Annotated in this window: 28 protein-coding genes and 1 riboswitch; of the genes, 20 read left to right on the top strand and 8 right to left on the bottom strand. The window is 32.0% G+C overall.

Features of this window, described 5'->3' with window-relative positions:
* Nucleotides 1-251: 251 nt before the first annotated feature.
* From MUA21_RS12415 to MUA21_RS12405, 3 genes are all read right to left on the bottom strand, one after another.
* Nucleotides 252-1,280, bottom strand: coding sequence for a hypothetical protein (locus tag MUA21_RS12415; RefSeq protein ID WP_262561435.1), 1,029 nt, complete (start codon nucleotides 1,278-1,280; stop codon nucleotides 252-254).
* A gap of 121 nt (nucleotides 1,281-1,401) precedes the next feature.
* The gene (locus MUA21_RS12410; protein ID WP_073345147.1) at nucleotides 1,402-2,067 is read right to left on the bottom strand and encodes a hypothetical protein; all 666 of its coding nucleotides are present in this window, start codon (nucleotides 2,065-2,067) and stop codon (nucleotides 1,402-1,404) included.
* 258 nt (nucleotides 2,068-2,325) lie between these two features.
* Nucleotides 2,326-2,739, bottom strand: a complete 414-nt coding sequence (locus MUA21_RS12405) for a general stress protein (RefSeq protein ID WP_064209625.1) — start codon at nucleotides 2,737-2,739, stop codon at nucleotides 2,326-2,328.
* Nucleotides 2,740-2,965: 226 nt separating this feature from the next.
* A riboswitch (purine riboswitch) is annotated at nucleotides 2,966-3,068 on the top strand.
* Nucleotides 3,069-3,283: 215 nt separating this feature from the next.
* Between MUA21_RS12405 and xpt the strand changes: the two genes are divergently transcribed.
* The 4 genes from xpt to guaA are packed head-to-tail and all read left to right on the top strand — an operon-like array spanning nucleotide 3,284 to nucleotide 8,197.
* Complete coding sequence (xpt, locus tag MUA21_RS12400) at nucleotides 3,284-3,865, top strand: xanthine phosphoribosyltransferase (protein ID WP_262561432.1); 582 nt, start codon at nucleotides 3,284-3,286, stop codon at nucleotides 3,863-3,865.
* Nucleotides 3,862-5,130 carry a xanthine permease PbuX gene (pbuX, locus tag MUA21_RS12395; protein ID WP_046207045.1) on the top strand — a complete coding sequence of 423 codons (1,269 nt, stop codon included), beginning with the start codon at nucleotides 3,862-3,864 and terminating at the stop codon, nucleotides 5,128-5,130. The genes xpt and pbuX overlap by 4 nt, the downstream gene beginning before the upstream one ends.
* Before the next feature lie 37 nt (nucleotides 5,131-5,167).
* Nucleotides 5,168-6,634, top strand: coding sequence for an IMP dehydrogenase (gene guaB, locus MUA21_RS12390; protein ID WP_046207044.1), 1,467 nt, complete (start codon nucleotides 5,168-5,170; stop codon nucleotides 6,632-6,634).
* A gap of 21 nt (nucleotides 6,635-6,655) precedes the next feature.
* Entirely contained in the window at nucleotides 6,656-8,197 is a 1,542-nt protein-coding gene (guaA, locus tag MUA21_RS12385) for a glutamine-hydrolyzing GMP synthase (protein ID WP_019469906.1), read from the top strand.
* A gap of 93 nt (nucleotides 8,198-8,290) precedes the next feature.
* On the opposite strand, the gene MUA21_RS12380 is transcribed toward guaA, so the two are convergent.
* Together MUA21_RS12380 and MUA21_RS12375 are read right to left on the bottom strand one after the other, a co-directional pair.
* Nucleotides 8,291-9,427 carry a site-specific integrase gene (locus MUA21_RS12380; RefSeq protein WP_262561430.1) on the bottom strand — a complete coding sequence of 379 codons (1,137 nt, stop codon included), beginning with the start codon at nucleotides 9,425-9,427 and terminating at the stop codon, nucleotides 8,291-8,293.
* Between the two features lie 83 nt (nucleotides 9,428-9,510).
* Nucleotides 9,511-10,212 (bottom strand): helix-turn-helix domain-containing protein, encoded by a 702-nt coding sequence (locus MUA21_RS12375; protein ID WP_262561429.1) that lies wholly within the window; start codon nucleotides 10,210-10,212, stop codon nucleotides 9,511-9,513.
* A 195-nt stretch (nucleotides 10,213-10,407) separates the two neighbouring features.
* On the opposite strand from MUA21_RS12375, the gene MUA21_RS12370 reads away from it, so the two are divergent.
* The 8 genes from MUA21_RS12370 to MUA21_RS12335 all read left to right on the top strand — a co-directional run bounded on the left by MUA21_RS12370 (nucleotide 10,408) and on the right by MUA21_RS12335 (nucleotide 13,760).
* Nucleotides 10,408-10,623 carry a helix-turn-helix transcriptional regulator gene (locus MUA21_RS12370; protein WP_262561428.1) on the top strand — a complete coding sequence of 72 codons (216 nt, stop codon included), beginning with the start codon at nucleotides 10,408-10,410 and terminating at the stop codon, nucleotides 10,621-10,623.
* A gap of 5 nt (nucleotides 10,624-10,628) precedes the next feature.
* Nucleotides 10,629-10,889, top strand: a complete 261-nt coding sequence (locus MUA21_RS12365) for a DNA-binding protein (RefSeq protein WP_262561427.1) — start codon at nucleotides 10,629-10,631, stop codon at nucleotides 10,887-10,889.
* 30 nt (nucleotides 10,890-10,919) lie between these two features.
* Nucleotides 10,920-11,060 carry a hypothetical protein gene (locus MUA21_RS12360; protein WP_262561426.1) on the top strand — a complete coding sequence of 47 codons (141 nt, stop codon included), beginning with the start codon at nucleotides 10,920-10,922 and terminating at the stop codon, nucleotides 11,058-11,060.
* A 1-nt stretch (nucleotide 11,061) separates the two neighbouring features.
* The gene (locus MUA21_RS12355) at nucleotides 11,062-11,445 is read left to right on the top strand and encodes a hypothetical protein (RefSeq protein ID WP_262561425.1); all 384 of its coding nucleotides are present in this window, start codon (nucleotides 11,062-11,064) and stop codon (nucleotides 11,443-11,445) included.
* A gap of 13 nt (nucleotides 11,446-11,458) precedes the next feature.
* Nucleotides 11,459-11,749 (top strand): hypothetical protein, encoded by a 291-nt coding sequence (locus MUA21_RS12350; protein ID WP_262561424.1) that lies wholly within the window; start codon nucleotides 11,459-11,461, stop codon nucleotides 11,747-11,749.
* Between the two features lie 10 nt (nucleotides 11,750-11,759).
* A complete protein-coding gene (locus MUA21_RS12345) occupies nucleotides 11,760-12,077 on the top strand; it encodes a hypothetical protein (protein ID WP_262561423.1) in 318 nt (105 codons plus the stop codon).
* Nucleotides 12,078-12,165: 88 nt separating this feature from the next.
* Nucleotides 12,166-12,960: a DnaD domain protein gene (locus MUA21_RS12340; protein ID WP_262561422.1), complete on the top strand. Its 795-nt coding sequence runs from the start codon at nucleotides 12,166-12,168 to the stop codon at nucleotides 12,958-12,960.
* On the top strand, nucleotides 12,957-13,760 hold the full coding sequence (locus MUA21_RS12335; RefSeq protein ID WP_438873790.1) for an ATP-binding protein: 804 nt from the start codon (nucleotides 12,957-12,959) through the stop codon (nucleotides 13,758-13,760). Before MUA21_RS12340 ends, MUA21_RS12335 begins: the two co-directional genes overlap by 4 nt.
* Nucleotides 13,761-14,084: 324 nt before the next feature.
* Here MUA21_RS12335 and MUA21_RS12330 read toward each other — a convergent pair whose 3' ends face one another.
* On the bottom strand, nucleotides 14,085-14,300 hold the full coding sequence (locus MUA21_RS12330; protein WP_262561421.1) for a hypothetical protein: 216 nt from the start codon (nucleotides 14,298-14,300) through the stop codon (nucleotides 14,085-14,087).
* Between the two features lie 20 nt (nucleotides 14,301-14,320).
* On the bottom strand, nucleotides 14,321-14,545 hold the full coding sequence (locus tag MUA21_RS12325; RefSeq protein ID WP_262561420.1) for a hypothetical protein: 225 nt from the start codon (nucleotides 14,543-14,545) through the stop codon (nucleotides 14,321-14,323).
* Nucleotides 14,546-14,800: 255 nt separating this feature from the next.
* Here MUA21_RS12325 and MUA21_RS12320 point away from each other — a divergent pair, with 255 nt between their 5' ends.
* The 8 genes from MUA21_RS12320 to MUA21_RS12285 all read left to right on the top strand — a co-directional run bounded on the left by MUA21_RS12320 (nucleotide 14,801) and on the right by MUA21_RS12285 (nucleotide 18,325).
* Nucleotides 14,801-15,163, top strand: a complete 363-nt coding sequence (locus tag MUA21_RS12320) for a pathogenicity island protein (RefSeq protein WP_262561419.1) — start codon at nucleotides 14,801-14,803, stop codon at nucleotides 15,161-15,163.
* 3 nt (nucleotides 15,164-15,166) lie between these two features.
* Nucleotides 15,167-15,736, top strand: coding sequence for an encapsidation protein CP3 (locus MUA21_RS12315; RefSeq protein WP_262561418.1), 570 nt, complete (start codon nucleotides 15,167-15,169; stop codon nucleotides 15,734-15,736).
* Complete coding sequence (locus MUA21_RS12310; RefSeq protein WP_262561416.1) at nucleotides 15,714-15,971, top strand: hypothetical protein; 258 nt, start codon at nucleotides 15,714-15,716, stop codon at nucleotides 15,969-15,971. The genes MUA21_RS12315 and MUA21_RS12310 overlap by 23 nt, the downstream gene beginning before the upstream one ends.
* Before the next feature lie 12 nt (nucleotides 15,972-15,983).
* On the top strand, nucleotides 15,984-16,544 hold the full coding sequence (locus tag MUA21_RS12305; RefSeq protein WP_262561415.1) for a GumC domain-containing protein: 561 nt from the start codon (nucleotides 15,984-15,986) through the stop codon (nucleotides 16,542-16,544).
* A gap of 15 nt (nucleotides 16,545-16,559) precedes the next feature.
* Nucleotides 16,560-17,111 carry a terminase small subunit gene (locus MUA21_RS12300; RefSeq protein ID WP_262561414.1) on the top strand — a complete coding sequence of 184 codons (552 nt, stop codon included), beginning with the start codon at nucleotides 16,560-16,562 and terminating at the stop codon, nucleotides 17,109-17,111.
* Nucleotides 17,112-17,182: 71 nt separating this feature from the next.
* Complete coding sequence (locus MUA21_RS12295; RefSeq protein ID WP_258953796.1) at nucleotides 17,183-17,305, top strand: hypothetical protein; 123 nt, start codon at nucleotides 17,183-17,185, stop codon at nucleotides 17,303-17,305.
* Nucleotides 17,306-17,424: 119 nt separating this feature from the next.
* Nucleotides 17,425-18,039, top strand: a complete 615-nt coding sequence (locus tag MUA21_RS12290) for a stage II sporulation protein M (RefSeq protein WP_262561413.1) — start codon at nucleotides 17,425-17,427, stop codon at nucleotides 18,037-18,039.
* 25 nt (nucleotides 18,040-18,064) lie between these two features.
* Nucleotides 18,065-18,325, top strand: a complete 261-nt coding sequence (locus MUA21_RS12285; protein WP_262561412.1) for a hypothetical protein — start codon at nucleotides 18,065-18,067, stop codon at nucleotides 18,323-18,325.
* Between the two features lie 65 nt (nucleotides 18,326-18,390).
* Here the strand turns inward: MUA21_RS12285 and MUA21_RS12280 are convergent, their stop codons facing one another.
* Nucleotides 18,391-18,987, bottom strand: coding sequence for a hypothetical protein (locus tag MUA21_RS12280; RefSeq protein ID WP_069996216.1), 597 nt, complete (start codon nucleotides 18,985-18,987; stop codon nucleotides 18,391-18,393).
* Nucleotides 18,988-19,206: the final 219 nt, after the last annotated feature.

Genomic DNA, 19,206 nt, shown 5'->3' with positions numbered 1-19,206 from the left:
AAGATAATGAAGTAAACACAATTTTTGATTTAGAAAGCTGGTAGATATTTTAATATGAATTTCGATTCGAGTAATATTATAGTTCAAAGCGACCTTAGTAAAATTAAAATAGCGCTGTAATTTTTGAATAATAGCTATATCACAAACTGTGAAATTTTATGCAAAACAAAAAACGTCAATTTCTATATGATTTCAATAGAAATTGACGTTTTTTTAACCAAAGACTTTTTGACTTTGGTATCATCTTTAACTTATAAATTAAAGAGGCGTGCGAAAAATCCTTTACGTTCTTCTTTGCGCTCTTCTTTAGCAAGTGGTGAAGCGTATGACGTTGTTTCTTGAGACGTGTTTGCTTGTTGTGCGTCTGACTCATTTGTAGTAGACGATGCTGATGCGGTTTCTTTGTTATGATCTGTTTGTTGTTCAGCTTCAGAAGTTTCTTTATGTGTATCTTGTTCAATTTGGTCATCTGTTTTATCGGCTGAATTTACTTCGGCAGCTTGCTTTTTAGTTTCTGAATTTGCTGTTTGTGTCGAAGGTTGTTCGCTAATTTGTGTGATTTCTTCATCGGCAGTTTGTGTTGTTACATTTTCAGAAACTGTATTTGTATGAGCATCTGTTGTGTCAGTCGCTTTTTCAGGTGTTGCTTTCGTATTTGCTTGCTCAGTTGTATTTTCAGTGAATGCATTCGCTTCATTATTAATTGAACTTTGATTTGTATCCACGCGTTCAGATTCGACATTAGACTTCACAAGTTCTGTTTGTTCTTTTTGGGAATCCTGAATGACACTTTGTGTAGATTTAATTTCATCTGTAGATGATTGAATTGCTTTCAGTGATTCTGTATTTTCTTCTAGTTTAGATGTAATTTGATCTTGCATTTTATGCAATTCTTGCTGTTGTTGGTGCACTTGATTAATCATTTGTCCGAGCATTTGGCGTTCGTCACGCATATTTTGAATTTCGGTACGTAAATCTTCTACGAGTAAAGACACATTTTGATCTGAAGGTAGGTTGTTGTCATCCTCTTTGACTAATACCTGTAGAAAATCTTTTTCCTTTTCAAGTTCTTCGAAGGCTAAATCATAGCTATTTGTCTGCTTCACTTTTTCAGCAATATCTTGGAAGAGTTCAATATCCTCTTCTTGGAAATCTGTGGCTTCGCGGCCACGGTATTCGGTTTTACTAAGTTGATAACCACGTTCTTCTAAATGTTGAACGATTTTACGGACTTGCTTTTCACTTAGTTCAACACGTTGTGCAAATTCTTTAGTTAACATAGAAATGAGTCCTTTCATAAGTGATTTTATGTATACGAACGTTTGTCTTCGGTTAGTGAAACGTCAGTCTTACCTCTATGTTAGTCTAAACTGTTTTAACAGTGATTTCAAGTGGTGTACACTATGATTTACGTAAATCCATTTCTTCTAATAATGGGTAAATAATACTTCTAGAAATTCTGTTCGCAAATACATACTTTAATATATAGTTTGATTTAATACTTGGCCCATATATGTCTTTTGTCAGTTCTATATTAGATTTGATAAACAAATCTTTAGGTAATCCTTCTGAATATCCGTCTAAATTTGGGGCTAGATAATCTAAATCATATTGTCTTTCAAAACCATGGCTAAATAAAAACTCACGTCTGTTACTGAGCACTTGTTGCTCATCTTCTGAAACAAGTTCTGGTTCTTTAGGTACCTCTAGCATAATAAAGTTTACATCGTGTTCATGCAATTGATTGGATAAATAATTAATTTCCTTTTCTATACGTGTCAAAGTACTTGTAATTAAATCATCGTGATCCGGTTGGTCATTTGCAATTAAATAGATTAAAAATGCAGAATTTGTCGTCGCTTCATAGTGTGCAGTTGCTAAGCTAACAACTTTATCTGACTGTAAGCCTACTAAAAAGATATAGTCATCTTTGGTATGTTCATTTTTTAAAGATTGTTTAAATATTTGTTCATCTTCAGATAAATCAATGTCGAATTGTCCATCATATAGTTTTAATGCTGCTTTAAATAATGGATCATCAATTGATTTGATAGTCTTAAAATCCATGAATAGATGCCCCCCAATAATAATGCGTTTATTATAACATAGTAAATAAATGGAAATCAGTGGAAATAATTTATAAAAATATTCTATGGGTCATTTATAAAAGGAATAAAATAGGAGCGAGACAGAAACCACAAAATACAAAGTGATTTCCTGCGTTCGCTCCTTATAAAGGTAGTCTATAATGTTAAGTAGCTATATGAAAGTATTTTGTGATCTTATTAAAATAATAGTATAAATCACACTTTACTTGAGCGTAGATTAGGATTTTGGTCCTTCTGTTTCTTCTGCGTAATGCTTATCTTTAATAGCACTATTTGTATATGCAGCATTTGCTTCTTGTACTTCTTCATGAGAAGAGTTATCTTTAGTTGCAATCACGAGATAGTTATTATCAAGGATCTCTTTTTTATAACGCTCTTTATCATCATCGCTAATATCATAATAAGCTAAAACAGTTTCTTCACCGTCTTCGCCAGTTAAAATTTTAGCCATTTTGTCACTGAATGAGCCACTCGTTGCTGTTAGGTTTACTTCAGAATCATGTAATTCGTCAAAATGAAGTTTTGTCTTACTAATTACTGAAATTTCAGATTCAACATATCCTTCTGACAATTTTTGCTGGATAGTTGGTAGTATTTCGTCTTTACTTTGTACGATTGTAAAATCAGCCATTAACTGTCCCTCCGTCCACATTTCTATTGTTTATCTAATACTTTCCCTATTAACTACTAGGTAAAACGAATATATATTTATTATATAATGAAGTGGCGTATCTGACAATCTTGATTTCAAAGTGAAGAAAGCGGTTACTAACATAATTAATTATTAATAAATCTCCTTCTTTAAAGCGCTTACTTATAATATTCGTGTTGAAAATCATGCTGAAATTTGCTATCATCAGTTAATAATTTATCTAACTCATATAATCTAGAGAATATGGCTCTAGAAGTTTCTACCATGTTGCCATTAACGACATGACTATGGGTAACCAATACAATACGAAGCATTCAACTTCAATCGTTTTAAAGTTTGATTTGGAAAATGAAGTGATTAATATATTCTTCTAAAACAATTGTTGTGTTTTCAATTTCTACATAATTAGGGAAATGAATGTTGAAGGCTACCAGTTCTTTATAGTATTGCACGTTCACTCATAGATCCTGAAACTAAGTTAGTTTAGGATTTTTTTTGTATAAAAAATGAGGAGGTTTTTTGAGTGGATTTGTTAAAACGGAAAGTTGAGGCAGACGGTGTCGTCATTGATGAGAAGATTTTGAAGGTAGATGGGTTTTTAAATCATCAAATAGACGCAAAGCTGATGCACGACGTAGGACTAACGTTTTATAATCAATTTAAAGATGAAGGGATTACTAAAGTATTAACGATTGAAGCATCTGGTATTGCACCAGCAATCATGGCAGCAATGCATTTTGATGTACCATGCTTATTTGCTAAAAAGGCAAAGCCTAGCACGTTAACGAAAAATACATATCAAGCTAGTATCCATTCATTCACTAAAAATACGACGAGTACTGTAGTGGTTTCAGATGAATTTTTAGACGAAAATGATCGCGTATTAATTGTTGATGATTTTTTAGCTAATGGTGATGCATCATTAGGATTAAATGAAATTGTTCAACAAGCCAATGCTGAAACTGTTGGCGTAGGCATTGTAGTAGAAAAGAGCTTCCAACCAGGCAGAGAGCGTTTAGAAACAGCAGGGTTGAAAGTATCGTCTTTATGTAAAGTTGCTTCTCTAAGTGGAAATAAAGTGACGTTTGTTGAGGAACAATCATGAAGACATTTATCTTAAGTTTACAACATCTATTGGCGATGTATGCAGGCGCCATACTCGTACCAATTATTGTAGGGACAAGCTTAGATTTTACTCCAGAACAAATTGCCTTCTTAGTCACTGTTGATATTTTCATGTGTGGTGTAGCCACATTTTTACAAGTTTGGAAAGGCACAGGCACCGGATTGCCTATCGTCTTAGGCTGTACATTTACTGCCGTTGCACCGATGATTTTAATCGGGCAAACCAAAGGCATCGGTGATTTATATGGTTCCCTTTTCTTATCAGGTATATTGGTTGTCATCATTGCTCCATTCTTTTCATATTTAGTTAAATTCTTTCCACCAGTTGTAACAGGTAGTGTCGTTACAATTATAGGTATCAATTTGATGCCAGTAGCGATGAATTATTTAGCAGGTGGAGAAGGTGCTAAAAATTTTGGTGATGCCAAAAACATCTTACTTGGTGTAATTACATTAATAGTCATATTAATTGTGCAACGTTTTACAACGGGTTTCTTGAAATCTATTGCCATATTGATTGGCTTAATTGTAGGCACTGTATTAGCGTCAATATTTGGCATTGTTGATGTGAAACAAGTTGGTGAAGCACATTGGTTTTCGTTACCACAACCATTTAGATTTTCAACATTCAGCTTTGATTTTGGCGCAACTTTAGTATTCTTTATTGTTGCGTTAGTCAGTCTGATAGAATCAACAGGTGTTTATCATGCATTAAGTGAAATTACAGGTAAGAAATTGGAAAGAAAAGATTTTCGTAAAGGTTATACAGCTGAAGGTATTGCGATTATCTTAGGATCTATTTTTAATGCATTCCCGTATACCGCTTATTCTCAAAATGTAGGCTTAGTATCATTATCTGGTGCTAAAAAGAACAAAGTTATCTATGGCATGGTTATCTTGCTCATTATTTGTGGTTGTATCCCTAAATTAGGTGCTTTAGCAAATATGATTCCACTACCAGTATTAGGTGGCGCAATGATAGCAATGTTTGGCATGGTTATGGCATATGGTGTTAGTATATTAGGTAATATTAATTTCAAAAATCAAAATAATTTATTGGTAATCGCGGTATCAGTTGGACTAGGAACGGGTATAAGTGCAGTACCACAAGCGTTTCAAGCTTTAGGAGACCAATTCGCATGGTTAACTCAAAATGGTATTGTACTCGGTGCGATTTCAGCAATTGTTTTGAATTTCTTTTTTAACGGCATTAAGAATCAACAAAACATAGAAACTATGGAATAATGGAGCTATAAAACAAATATTAGGAGGCTGTATTCATATGTGGGAAAATAAGTTTGAAAAAGAATCTTTAACTTTTGATGATGTGTTATTGTTACCAGCAGAATCAGATGTATTGCCGAAAGAAGTAGACTTGAGCGTTCAATTATCAGAAGGTATTAAATTAAATATCCCTGTTATTTCAGCAGGTATGGATACTGTAACTGAATCTAAAATGGCAATCTCAATGGCTAGACAAGGTGGCCTAGGTGTCATTCATAAAAATATGAATATTGAAGATCAAGCAGATGAAGTTCAAAAAGTTAAACGCTCAGAAAATGGTGTTATTTCAAATCCATTCTTCTTAACGCCAGAAGAAAGTGTGTATGAAGCAGAAGCATTAATGGGCAAATATCGTATTTCAGGTGTACCTATTGTTAACAATGAAGAAGACAGAACATTAGTCGGTATTTTAACAAACCGTGATTTACGTTTTATTGAAGATTTCTCTATTAAGATTTCAGATGTTATGACTAAAGAAAACTTAATTACAGCACCTGTTGGCACTACTTTAGATGAAGCTGAAGAACTATTACAGCAACATAAAATAGAAAAATTACCGTTAGTTAAAGATGGTAAATTAGAAGGTTTAATCACAATCAAAGACATTGAAAAAGTACTTGAATTCCCAAATTCTGCTAAAGACAAACTTGGCAGATTGCTAGTTGGTGCAGCGATTGGTATTGCAAAAGATACAGATATTCGCGCTGAAAAATTAGTTGAAGCGGGTGTAGATGCCTTAGTTATTGATACAGCTCATGGACATTCTAAAGGTGTTTTAGAACAGGTTAAACACATTAAAGAAAAATTCCCACAAGTGACATTAGTTGCCGGAAATGTTGCGACTGCTGCAGGTACTAAAGCTTTATACGAAGCTGGTGCAGATGTTGTCAAAGTAGGTATTGGACCTGGCTCAATTTGTACGACTCGAGTTGTTGCTGGTGTAGGTGTGCCACAAATTACAGCCGTGTATGACTGTGCAACAGAAGCACGTAAACATGGAAAAGCTATTATTGCTGATGGTGGTATTAAATTCTCAGGAGACATCATCAAAGCATTGGCAGCTGGTGGACACGCTGTGATGTTAGGAAGCTTACTTGCAGGTACTGAAGAAAGCCCTGGCGCAACAGAAGTATTCCAAGGTAGACAATATAAAGTATACAGAGGTATGGGTTCATTAGGCGCAATGGAAAGTGGTTCTAACGATCGTTACTTCCAAGAAGATAAAGCCCCTAAAAAATTCGTGCCTGAAGGTATTGAAGGTCGTATTGCTTATAAAGGTCCATTACAAGATACGATTTACCAACTTATGGGCGGTGTGAGATCAGGTATGGGTTACACTGGTTCAAGAAACTTAGAAGCATTAAGAGAAGAAGCACAATTCACACGCATGGGACCTGCTGGATTAGCAGAAAGTCACCCACATGATGTGCAAATTACTAAAGAATCACCAAATTATTCATTCTAAGTTAAAAGGAGATTTAAAGTTATGGAAATGGCGAAAGAGCAAGAGCTCATACTTGTTTTAGATTTTGGTAGCCAATATAACCAATTAATTACACGTCGTATACGTGAAATGGGTGTGTATAGTGAACTGCACGACCATGAAATCAGCATTGAAGAAATTAAACGCATGAATCCGAAAGGGATTATCCTTTCAGGAGGACCAAATTCAGTATATGAAGAGAACTCTTTTACGATTGACCCAGAAATTTACAATTTAGGTATTCCTATTCTAGGTATTTGTTATGGCATGCAATTAACAACTAAATTGTTAGGCGGCAAAGTTGAACGTGCCAATGAAAGAGAATACGGTAAAGCAGTGATTAATGCGAAAACGGATGAATTATTCTTCGGACTTCCTGAAGAACAAAATGTTTGGATGAGTCATTCAGATAAAGTGATCGAAATCCCAGAAGGTTTTGAAGTGATTGCAGATAGTCCAAGCACAAACTATGCAGCAATTGAAGATAAATCACGCCGTATTTATGGTGTTCAATTCCATCCTGAAGTACGTCATACTGAATTTGGTAACGATTTATTACGTAACTTCGTACGTCGTGTGTGTGAATGTACTGGTGAATGGTCAATGGAAAACTTTATTGATATTGAAGTTGAAAAAATCCGCGAACTTGTTGGTGATCGCAAGGTGCTATGTGCAATGAGTGGTGGTGTAGACTCATCTGTTGTTGCTGTATTATTACACAAAGCGATTGGTGACCAATTAACATGTATTTTCGTAGACCATGGTTTATTACGTAAAGGTGAAGGCGACATGGTCATGGAACAATTTGGTGAGGGCTTCAACATGAACATCATTCGTGTCGATGCTCAAGAACGTTTTATGAACAAATTGCAAGGTGTGTCAGATCCGGAACAAAAACGTAAAATCATTGGTAATGAATTCGTTTATGTCTTTGATGATGAAGCATCTAAGCTAAAAGGTGTTGATTTCTTAGCGCAAGGTACATTGTATACAGACGTTATTGAATCAGGTACAAAAACAGCACAAACGATTAAATCACATCATAATGTAGGCGGATTGCCTGAAGATATGGAATTCCAATTAATTGAACCTATTAATACATTATTCAAAGATGAGGTACGTGAATTAGGTATCGAATTAGGTATTCCAGAACACTTAGTATGGAGACAGCCTTTCCCAGGTCCAGGTTTAGGTATTCGTGTGCTAGGTGAAATTACAGAAGATAAACTTGAAATCGTACGCGAATCAGATGCGATTTTAAGACAAGTCATTCGTGAAGAAGGTCTTGAACGCGATATATGGCAATACTTCACAGTGTTACCTGGTATTCAATCCGTAGGTGTCATGGGAGACTACCGGACGTATGATCATACTGTTGGTATTCGCGCAGTGACATCCATTGATGGTATGACAAGTGACTTTGCGCGTATTGATTGGGAAGTCTTACAAAAAATTTCAAGCAGAATCGTTAATGAAGTAGACCACGTGAACCGTGTTGTCTATGATATTACATCTAAGCCCCCAAGTACCATCGAGTGGGAATAATATATAAGCATATAAAAAGAGTTAGAAACGTTGCTATTATGCACTTTCTAGCTCTTTTTATTTTGCCTTGAATACGTTTTGAATACGTTCTGTCTAAAAATTAATGTAATTAGCAAATTTATCAGCAACTTTATCACGTTGTTTTTCAGTTACATGTGCGTATATATCCATTGTGGTTTTTATATCACCATGACCTAATCTATCTTGCACTTCTTGAATAGTTAGACCAGCTTCAAATAAAAGTGAACAATGAACATGACGGAAGCCATGTAACTTAATACGCTTAAAATTATTATTTTTACATATATCATTTAATACTTTATTACAGTGTTCAGGATATAAAAGTTTGTTAGTAGTAACATCAGTAAATAGATGTTGCTTTTTATTCATGGTGTTGTGACCGAATTTTAATGATTCAATACGTTGTTGCGTTTTCCAATGTTTTAATATATCTAACGTTTTATCATCAATACTGATTGTTCTAAATGATGCTTTAGTTTTCGGTGCTTGAATAACTAATTTGTAGTCTTTACCTCTAGCACATGTTTTGTTTATAGTTATTGTTTTCTTGTCAAAGTCGACATCTTCCCAAGTTAAAGCCATCAACTCACCACGTCTAAAGCCCGTAAAAGCCAATGTTCTAAAAATGGCATGATACATCGGTTTGTCTTCTACAAAGCCCAAAAACGTCTGTAATTCGTCACTAGAGTAGTATGTGTATGAATCATCTTGCTTAACTTCATTCTTACGTGGTTGTTTTATATGTCTGAATGGATTATCAGCAATGATTTTTAGATTCACAGCATATTCAAGTACATTAGATGTATAGATTCTAATCGCTTTCATATCCTTATACTTCTTATTCCATTTGTTAATAACTTTTTGACAGTAAGGTATAGTAATTTTCTTAACTGGAATATCTTTAAAGTGTTCTAGTATTGCAGTTTCAAATAGTGTGAGTACACGCTGATAGGTGCTTTCTCTTACAGTATTTTGATATTGTTCTAACCACAACTCGTAAACTTCTTTAAATGTGGTAATCTCATTATTCAGAAATCCATTTTGTTGTACTTCTGTTTGCAATTTAGCTTCTGCAATTTTTGCTTCTCTTTCAGATTTGAAACCTCTTCTAGTCGTACGTTTTTGTTTTCCAGTTACTGGATCAGTGCCTAAATATGCTACAAACATATAGGCATTAGTACCGTCTTTTTTCTTGTATTTCTTAATCATAAAATCAATCCTTTCCTCTTTGCCCGCATGCGTGAGATTGGATTGACACACCATTAAGGATTGGTTACCTCATGGTGCGATGATTAACTATTTTCTTTATTTAAAAGAATTTTTATTTCCTTTTCTAATAGATTTAAATCATCTGTTGGAAGAAAGGAAATGTCATTTTTTATTTCTTCTATATCTGGAGCGTTTGATATGGAAAAGATTATTTCAACAGTTAAATCTTGTTCCTCTAGATTCGAATCAAATCTATTATTAAGGCTAGTGAGAATACTATTTTTAATATCCCTAAGATCATTATAATAATCAAAAAACTCTTTATTAAATCCTCTTCTTAATAAATCTTCATAATCTTCTTTTTCTATAGAACAACTATAAATCATATATAAAGGTTGGTTGTTTTCACCTTCTTTAAGTTGATTAATTACCACTTGATCTGGCTTACTCTCAAAAATGTATTTTACATTGTTGATGTTATACATTAACAAATGCGTATCTTCTACAAAATAATCGTCTTTCTCGTCATCATGTGAAAACTTTGTTTCTAGTTTGTTCCATTTACTAAGTAAGAGTTTGATTGGTACTGGAGAATATAAAAGTAAATCAGACAACTCTATACCAAAAAAATTACAAAGAGCATCTATATTTTCATATTTTATATTCTTATTTTCATTTTTTATCAAAGATAGCAAAGTGGGTCTTGTAATACCTGTTTCTTCGGATAAATATGATTGATTGACTTCGAATAATTCCATGTATTTTTTTAATGTGCAAATTATCATTTTCTCACCTCTAAAATATATTATGAACGTTTTGTTTAAAAAAATCCAATGGAAATAAAATTTTTTGTAAAAAGTATTTGCAAAAAATAAGGAATGATTGTAGTATGTAATTAGCGAATGAAATATATGCAAAAAAACAGTGTTTATCTATTTTATTGTATACAAAACATTCGCATATTAATGGAGGTGAAAAATATGAGTGTATACCTTGATAACAAAAAAGCAAAAAAGTTGATGTTTATTAAAGGCTTTAACGTTTCATCATTTGCAGAAAAAATCGGTGTAGGAGTTTCTTATTTAAGTCAAATACTAAATGGTAAAAAAAGCCCAAGCCCTAAATTAGCAAAAAAAATTGCTGAAACTTTAGAAGTTGAAATTGAAGATTTATTCAGTTTTGAGGAAGTGTGGTGAATTAAATGAATCAATTACTAAGCAATGAAGCAAGCCAGCAACTTGTGAGTGACATTGTAAGTCTTGCTGAGAAGTTAGCGATAGAAAAGGCCAGACAGTCACAAAAACGTTGGCTAAGACAAAATGAGGTTATGAAAGAGTACCGATGTACACATGCAGATATTACTAATTGGGAAATTGCAGGACTTCGTAAACGTAGACAAGGTAAGTCATGGTATTACGATCGCAAGGATATTGATGAGGTATTAGAAAAATTAAAACAATAAACGCCCGCAAGCGTGAGAGGAAGAAAAAATATGAAATACCTAATGTACATTTCAATTCTATCAATATTAACTGTATTAATTGGTTTAGTAGCAGATATTTTCGTAGCATTTTCAGTATTTATTGTCGCAATAGCATACGGAATTAAATTTACAAACATGGAGGTTGAATAAAATGACAAATATTACTAAAGAAGATTACAAGGAACTAATGTATAAACTATATGCAGATCGTAAGGGAAATAAAGGTATGAAAAGGCTAAAAAGATTTGATAGAGATCAAGCAATTATAATTGCTGAATTAGTAGGTAAGAGGTTAATTAGTAGTCAAGATAAGGATGTTATTAGAGATATGGCTATGGATTTTACATGTATGGAATCTATGGAAGATATTGGTAAAACAGTTCAAGGATTAGTTGTAGATTCAAATTTAAGTAATTTAAGCAAATTCGCAAGAGAAGATGGATTGAATGATTTGTATTTAGCTAAGCAGCAAATCGAAAAGTTGATTGATGTTATTCAAGATGAGCATAAGGAATATCAAATATTTTATAAGTAAAGGAAATAGTTAAATGGATAACAAAAAATTATTTGATTTATACCAGAAGCAATGGGAAGTCGTAGGACATATACAAGCCAATGCAGATAATTTAGAAATGTTAGAGGAAGTCAGAGAAATGTTCAATGACGTTATGAAAGATAGTGCAGCTTTGCAATTAGTTGAAAATAAGCTAATCGATAAGATGAAGGGTCACATCAAAGAACAACGTAAGTTATCAAAGCAATTAGATTTAATGTTAGGACATAGTATGGCCACAGGTAATGTATTAGATTTCAAAGAAAATATGATGTTAAGAAAGTAGGGGATATAACATGCAAGAATTAAAAATTATCAAAGAAGATTTAAATAGTGGAAATTTCGAGAGGAAATTACAAGCAGTACTGAATATGGTGTGCGACCGTCAAACTTATGATGAGGAAGCAGTAAGGACTTTTGAAAGAGGTAAAGAATATTCATTAGCCAATCATGCTAGGGAATTTCAAGATTTTAATTATATTGTTTCATCTACATTGAAATTTTTATTGGATGAACTCAGTTACACAGTTGAAGAAATAAATGAGCGCATAGAAAAAGCACTATCTGAACAGCGACCAAACTTACCAGATAGTGCACAAAATAACAAATTTTAGAAATTAATTACAGATTCATTATATCAAAAAACAAGCGTGTTTGATAGTGATGATTTGTAAATGAATTTAAAAGAATCGGGGTGAATAGATGGCAACATTCAGAGTTCATAAGGAATCTGGAAATTTTGTAACAGTTCATAAAGATTTTATATATGACAATAAATTATCAGCCAGATCAAAAGGAATTTTACTATATTTATTAAGTCGACCAAATGATTGGCAAATTTATACAAGTGAAGTACAAAAGCATATGAAAGATGGTGTTAAGTCGGTAAATTCAGCAGTAAATGAACTAATAAGTATTGGATATATAAAACGCACTTTAAAAAGAAGTGAAAATGGAACTTTTAAAGGATATGAATACCAAGTGTATGAGATTCCAACCGAAATGCCTTTGGCGGAAAACGGAAGTACGGAAAATGGTTTGTCGGTAAACGGAGAAACGGAAAACCGAAAAGGGCACACTACTAATAATAATAGAACTAATAATGATTTAACTTATAATGATAATACTAAAAATGACAGTAGTAACCAACCACAACAATCCAACGTATATGATTTCTATCAGAAAAATGGTTTTGGAATTATGAGGCCTATAATTATAGATCAAATAAAAGATTGGATAAATGATTTTGGTGAAAATGGTGAAGAGATTGTTATTGAAGCACTAAAAGAAGCAGTGAATCAAAATGTAACAAATTGGAGTTATACGAATGCGATTCTGAAATCTTGGTATAACGACAATATAAAATCAATAGAAGATGTACAAGCTAGAAAGAATAAACGAGAAAAAACTAATTCAAGTAATGAAAATGATGATTGGCTTAATTCACCAGAAAGACAACAATACTTGAATGCATTTGATAATGGAGGGCTATTATGAAAAGTATGGATGATATGGGGATGAATCCTAAACTAAAAGATATGAAGTCTAAATTGAAATATAGCATTGAAGAACAAGAAAATGATTTAAGATGTGAACGTTGTGGCAATCTATATGATTATGTGAAGTTTAGCAATGGTAGTGAAGTGCGTATAGGTTGTGATTGCGAAATGATTGAATTAGCTAAAAATAATACTAGTAAGTATAAGGATAAGATTAAACGTGGAAAGATTAATAGTATTTTTAATCATTCAATGTTAAATGAGGATTTGAAAAATGCTACGTTTGATAATTATATTCCACCAAATGAAAATTTAACTAGAACAAAAGAAATCGTTCAAAGATATGTTTCTAAATTTTCAATGGAAAAAGAAAATAAGCGCTCATTGCTTTTACAGGGGTCATTTGGGATAGGGAAATCACACTTGGCTATGTCAGCCCTGTATGAATTAAAAGCGCAAGGATACACTGTATTATTCGCTGATGTTGCTCAATTAGTATCTACCTACAGAGATACTTATAATAAAAATTCTGAGATGACTGAAAAAGAACTAGATAGAATTATTAAAAGTGTTGATTTCTTAGTTCTTGATGATTATGGAACTTCTCTCACAAATTATGGGAAATCAAAAATGTTCGATGTGCTTAATTTAAGAACTGGACAAAACAATATTTTTACTACAAATAACACTGAACAAGAACTAGCTGGAGATAAAGACCTTTCAAAAATATTCTCAAGAATGATGAAAAATACAACAACTATAAAAATGTATGGTGAGGATTATAGACTGAAAAGATAATTTAAGGTTAATTTCACAAACCGGTAAGTGAATGTATTACGTAAGTATTTGTAAAATTCTCACGTAAGGGGTACCTATTTAGGTGCTCCCTTTTTGCCAGAAAATGCTAGTAGCTATGATTTGTGTGGGTTATATATTTTTTAAATAACGATTATAAATGCTTATATCAAGCATATAAAGGGGGGCGTGAAATACGACGTCATGATCTGGGGGAACGAATCGTTCCTTCCCTAGCTTTTTATATTAGCTCATTTTCAAAGAATCTTCCCGGAACGTTGGGAAGATAGAGAGATAGTTAGATCAGCAAGGTGGTTTTAAGCTAACTCAGCTAAAATATGCTATATATATGAGTGTTGCTACAAATGCGATACCAGCTATTACAAGGAAGAATGCTTCAGTATAAATACGAATATTAGACATAGGCTTTATATTATAGTGCTTTCTTCTGTAATTATGATATTTGAATGTTATTTGCATACCTATATATGTGTAGACTGGTACAAAAATAATTCCTAATATTATCGCAACAGGTAAGCTCATAGTAATTCTCCTTTGACTTGTTAATTTAAAATTAGTAAAACAGTTCCAGCGAGTATAAATAAATAAGCTAAATATGGTTTTGGACCACCTAGTAATTGAACAATTCCTGCAAATATTAAAAAGATTCCAATTAATATTTGAGGGGATAAATGTAATGAATAGATGTTGAATGTTGCACCGATATATATGTATAAACCTAATATTATGGCAAGAATTACAGTGATAATGAATAGATATTTTTTCATGAGGAACCACCAATTATAATAGCGTTTTGACAATGATTATATCATTATGAATTAGATAATAAAATATCAATTACATATTCTAAAAACGAACATTAGTTCTATTAATGGAATAGTGTGATTATGTATGAATATACTGTTTGAAGTCTTTGTTGACAGTTATTTAAAGAATGATTAATAGTCTTAAAACACTACAAAATAGCGAACGTTAGTTTGTTATAAACGTGTAAAAATGGTATAATTACTGTATAAAGTAAAATGAATCGAGGTGAAATGATGAATAAAATAATGGAAAAAGAAAAGGTGCAGGAATTACCAGATGATCACCGCCAAGTTCTCAATGTGATAATAAATGCACCGATTAAGTATATTACCAGAGATAAGATTCTAAGACAATTAGGATATGAAATAAATAATCATAATTATAGATGGTTGCATAGTATTACCAGTGATTTAAGTATACGTTACGGCTATCCGATTGGTAGTGCTAGAACAAAAGATAAGCGTGGATATTTTATTATTGAAACACCAGAAGATAAAGTGTTGGCATACAATACAATATATAGCATTGTAGAAGGCAATTTAAAGCGTTTAGAAGCTATTAAGAAACTAGAGGTATAGTAGGTGAGTATTATTATTGATAATCAACCAGAGCTTGTATATGGCACATATGAGCCACCAGTGACATATGAAATAAAGAAAGAAGTTAGTGATTATGAATTACTTACAAGGTTTAATCCTTACTACATCTCAGAAAAGATAAGTGGCGCAGAAGAAGATATAGAAGCGATGTATGACCGTACTTATCCTCACTTAGCTAGTGATGAATACCTACATCAAATCTATTATGAAGCTTTTCCACTAGAGACTTTAGCAATAGAGATAATGGAACAAAAGCAGAAGCTTGATAAGTTTGTGCGTAAGAGTCAAAGAGACCTAAAAGCCTTTTATAAGGTGATAGGTAAGTACACCATTAATGAACAGAATGATATTAAGCGATACATGAAATCTAATGCTACTTATATACCAGACATTATAGATAGATTAAAGTCGGAATTATATGAAATAGTAATAGATGATCGTACAAAAAGAAATGAACTAAGAGAAGTCGAACGGCGTGAAAGTAATGAAGCGCACGCTAAACAAATTAAAGAAGAGGGGCGAGGTAGAATTGAACACAAATTACTTATCTAATGAACATTTAAATGAAATGGTAGATGAACTGGAACTTACCGATATACAGCAATACCGATTAAATAAATTTACAGAAAAGAAGCAAGCAGAAATTGAAGAGCAAAAGAAACAGAATCCGAATGATCATTTAACTGATATTGAACGTAATGAAAAGCGTGAGAAAATCATGAACATAAAAGATGATAGTGAAAGAACAAACCAAATAGCTCAAAACAGAGAGCTGTTTCAGTATTAGGGAGGATAATTCATGAAAAATAATGAAGCAATACAAAAAGCTATTCAATATGTATTGGATTATGAACAAAGTATTAAAGCTTTATCAAGAGAATTAGGTGAGCAAGAAGAAGCATTGCAGCAATTAAAGAATAAGTATAAAGATTTTGTTATTAATAATGAGATTGAAAAATCAGAGGAATTACAAGAAGATCTGCAACAATTAGAAGATGAAATACAACGTAAATCAAGACGGTTTGCAGTTATGATTGATACGTTACCCGAAGTAATTCAAGTACAATCTAAAAAAATAGCTAAACATGCACAATTATTGGAGCTTGAGTATCAAGAGAAATACGAAGAAGAAGCAAATACTTTATTGAACATTCGAAATGAATATCGCGAAGCCAAAAGTAAGGTGCTTGATTTAAGAGCGCAATATGATAATTCAATTAATTATGCTGATAGACAGATTAATCGTTTGGCTGATGAATACAATGTTCAAAAGCAAATGATACACAACGGAAAATCGGCAGGAAATACACCATTTTATCACGAACTTTATACGCCAACTGGCGAAGAAATCAAAGTTTGAAGAAGAGGTGATTATTTGAGCGAATTAAATCCAAGACAAGAGAAATTTGTTTCTGAATATCTAAAGACTCTAAACTTAACGCAGTCGGCTATCAAGGCAGGCTACAGTCCACAGAGTGCCCATACACAAGGCCATAGGTTACTTAAGAATGAAAAGGTAGCAAACTATCTGAATGAGGTTAAAAGTAAGGTTATTGATGATAACGTGCTTTCTGCAAATGAGATTCTACATCTACTATCTAATGCAGCAGTAGGGGAAGAAACAGAAATGAAAGAGGTAGTCACTAAACGTGGTGAATACGTTAAGAATCCAGATACAGGCAAATACAATATCATTTACAACGAAAGTGTTGAGATGGTGGAAGTACCGATTAAAATTAGTGACCGTTTAAAAGCGCGTGATCTACTTGGTAAATACCATACACTATTTACAGATAAGCATGAACTCACTGGTGATACACCGGTAATCATTAATGTAGGTGAGTGGGATGATGAAGCAGAAGAGGAAATGGATAAGAAGTACCCTAATAGAACTAAAATTATAGATGATGTTCCGTTGGAAGATTAAAGCTATATTATGTTATGAGTATGATTATTTTATTGTAAACAAGGTATCTATATAGTAAAGGAGAATGCTATATGGATATCATTGGAAAAATAATAACTTTTGTAATGAGTACATTTTCAAACCTAGTAGGTAGTAGTTCCATGATTGAGGATATTAAAAAAGGATTCAAAGAAAATTTTAAAAAAGGTAGTTAGTTAATAATGTCCACCCATCAGTACAAGATCTGGTGGGTGTTTTATGTACAATATAAATTTAACAAAAAATATGTTAGTGTATATTTGATTATGAACTACATAAAATATGGAGGTAGTCTATGTTAGAAATTGATAAAGGTTTCATTAGTAGAACTCTAAAAATACTTTTATTTAGTCTTAGTATTATGATTTTAACAATTGCAATTACATATAGTATTAATATAAACATGAAAGAAGTCATTAAAAGTATAGATAACGGTATACCTGGATCTGTTAAGGAATCTTCAGGTTTAGGTAGTGTTTTTAAGTATATTGTGAATAATGGCCTTGTTGTTCCGTTGCAGATGTTTATACTTTCATTAATACCTATACAATTTTTATATTTATTTAACTTAATATATAGTTCAATATTACCAGGTATTGTAATTGGTATTGCAATAAAAATTGATATTTATAAAGCTACATCTATTATTTTATCAATAATACCACATACCTTATTAGAAATCTTAGGGTTTTGTATATTTGCAAGTGTATTATTTCAGCTAAAAAAATCAATTAGAAGTAAAATAAAAGAGGTATTTAAAAAGAATAGTAGTGAAAGAATATCAGTTGTAAAATCACTTTCTAATACAGTTAAAATCTATATATTTGCAGTGGTACCAGTAATAACATTAGCGGCGTTTTGTGAAGAATATTTAAGAGAGTTTTTATATTCGCTTCTTACAAGTACTTAAATAAGAGAAATAAGGAGAATTAAATATGTATATACCAAATGTCGTGATGCTAATAATAACAATTTTAACACTTCTATTTATTGGTTATTGCTTTTTATTTAATAAATGGACTATAGGTGCATTTATCGCGGTTTTTATACAATCTATTTTATTATTTAATATCCGTTATTTTTGGCAAGATAAAGCATTTGGAGATGCCTTTATACATTCATTTGATTTAATAACCATAGTGATTGTAATCATATTTGCTATTTACAAAATCAATAAAGCTAAATCAAGTGAGTAGAAAGTTAAACATAATATTTTATTATGACAACCCACTTCCTCTGAACGGGGGAGTGGGTTTGTTTGTTACCTATAATGAGAATTTATGCGCTTTGATTCTGACCATGTCATAATTGGAACGCATATAAAATAGAAGATGAGCATAGTAATAGTGAAAAACATTGGTAAATCTGTATGCTTTAAGGACAATGATAGTTCATGGTTAAATTGGAAAATATAGTTTGCCATGAAAATAATACCGATGATATTGAAAACAATTACAAAATATTTTTCAGCAATATCACCAATTGCACCTAAGGTAAACGAAGTATGTCTAGTAGTTACATTGATCGCTGTTATTATAAAAAGAAAAACAAAGAAATATACGAGAAATTCATATATAGGGTATAAAGAGATATTCAATAAATTCAACCATTTCCACGAGCCTATTTCTTTGAATATAGGTAATTGAAAGTGGTTACTTTTAATGATATGTAAAAATAATAATATAAACTTAAAAATAGCAATCAAAGACAAGAAGTGAAATATCTCTATGATTCTTGAAGAGTTTAACAAACTCCAAATATTATTAATAGTTGATTCTTTTTGTTTATCTTTGTATGCATAGTGGCTAGCAATTGTATTTAAACTTCTATCAATACTTTTTAAATTATAGTTTTCCATTGTATTACTCCATTTCTATTTATTATAATTTTTTTGAAATTATAATATGACATGAATTTAAATAGTTCAAAATTGCTTGAATGTACGTAATTCTTGCCTAGATGTAAAGTTTACGAATAATATAAAAAGGTATATAATAAATGAGAGAGTTGATTGACAACTATGACGGTACATAATGTACTGTCTTTTTTAATATATCAAGAGATACACTAGGGGAGG

The organism is Staphylococcus ureilyticus (assembly GCF_025558845.1).
Classification (GTDB): domain Bacteria; phylum Bacillota; class Bacilli; order Staphylococcales; family Staphylococcaceae; genus Staphylococcus; species Staphylococcus ureilyticus.
This window is presented reverse-complemented; position numbering and strand designations above follow the sequence as displayed.

Excerpts from the sequence above, each read along its gene's own strand:
- MUA21_RS12415 (WP_262561435.1), bottom strand. The coding sequence starts at position 1,280 with ATGTTAACTAAAGAATTTGCACAACGTGTTGAACTAAGTGAAAAGCAA.
- MUA21_RS12410 (WP_073345147.1), bottom strand. The coding sequence starts at position 2,067 with ATGGATTTTAAGACTATCAAATCAATTGATGATCCATTATTTAAAGCA.
- MUA21_RS12405 (WP_064209625.1), bottom strand. The coding sequence starts at position 2,739 with ATGGCTGATTTTACAATCGTACAAAGTAAAGACGAAATACTACCAACT.
- pbuX (WP_046207045.1), top strand. The coding sequence starts at position 3,862 with ATGAAGACATTTATCTTAAGTTTACAACATCTATTGGCGATGTATGCA.
- guaB (WP_046207044.1), top strand. The coding sequence starts at position 5,168 with ATGTGGGAAAATAAGTTTGAAAAAGAATCTTTAACTTTTGATGATGTG.
- guaA (WP_019469906.1), top strand. The coding sequence starts at position 6,656 with ATGGAAATGGCGAAAGAGCAAGAGCTCATACTTGTTTTAGATTTTGGT.
- MUA21_RS12380 (WP_262561430.1), bottom strand. The coding sequence starts at position 9,427 with ATGATTAAGAAATACAAGAAAAAAGACGGTACTAATGCCTATATGTTT.
- MUA21_RS12375 (WP_262561429.1), bottom strand. The coding sequence starts at position 10,212 with ATGATAATTTGCACATTAAAAAAATACATGGAATTATTCGAAGTCAAT.
- MUA21_RS12370 (WP_262561428.1), top strand. The coding sequence starts at position 10,408 with ATGAGTGTATACCTTGATAACAAAAAAGCAAAAAAGTTGATGTTTATT.
- MUA21_RS12365 (WP_262561427.1), top strand. The coding sequence starts at position 10,629 with ATGAATCAATTACTAAGCAATGAAGCAAGCCAGCAACTTGTGAGTGAC.
- MUA21_RS12360 (WP_262561426.1), top strand. The coding sequence starts at position 10,920 with ATGAAATACCTAATGTACATTTCAATTCTATCAATATTAACTGTATTA.
- MUA21_RS12355 (WP_262561425.1), top strand. The coding sequence starts at position 11,062 with ATGACAAATATTACTAAAGAAGATTACAAGGAACTAATGTATAAACTA.
- MUA21_RS12350 (WP_262561424.1), top strand. The coding sequence starts at position 11,459 with ATGGATAACAAAAAATTATTTGATTTATACCAGAAGCAATGGGAAGTC.
- MUA21_RS12345 (WP_262561423.1), top strand. The coding sequence starts at position 11,760 with ATGCAAGAATTAAAAATTATCAAAGAAGATTTAAATAGTGGAAATTTC.
- MUA21_RS12340 (WP_262561422.1), top strand. The coding sequence starts at position 12,166 with ATGGCAACATTCAGAGTTCATAAGGAATCTGGAAATTTTGTAACAGTT.
- MUA21_RS12335 (WP_438873790.1), top strand. The coding sequence starts at position 12,957 with ATGAAAAGTATGGATGATATGGGGATGAATCCTAAACTAAAAGATATG.
- MUA21_RS12330 (WP_262561421.1), bottom strand. The coding sequence starts at position 14,300 with ATGAGCTTACCTGTTGCGATAATATTAGGAATTATTTTTGTACCAGTC.
- MUA21_RS12325 (WP_262561420.1), bottom strand. The coding sequence starts at position 14,545 with ATGAAAAAATATCTATTCATTATCACTGTAATTCTTGCCATAATATTA.
- MUA21_RS12320 (WP_262561419.1), top strand. The coding sequence starts at position 14,801 with ATGAATCGAGGTGAAATGATGAATAAAATAATGGAAAAAGAAAAGGTG.
- MUA21_RS12305 (WP_262561415.1), top strand. The coding sequence starts at position 15,984 with ATGAAAAATAATGAAGCAATACAAAAAGCTATTCAATATGTATTGGAT.
- MUA21_RS12295 (WP_258953796.1), top strand. The coding sequence starts at position 17,183 with ATGGATATCATTGGAAAAATAATAACTTTTGTAATGAGTACATTTTCA.
- MUA21_RS12290 (WP_262561413.1), top strand. The coding sequence starts at position 17,425 with ATGTTAGAAATTGATAAAGGTTTCATTAGTAGAACTCTAAAAATACTT.
- MUA21_RS12285 (WP_262561412.1), top strand. The coding sequence starts at position 18,065 with ATGTATATACCAAATGTCGTGATGCTAATAATAACAATTTTAACACTT.
- MUA21_RS12280 (WP_069996216.1), bottom strand. The coding sequence starts at position 18,987 with ATGGAAAACTATAATTTAAAAAGTATTGATAGAAGTTTAAATACAATT.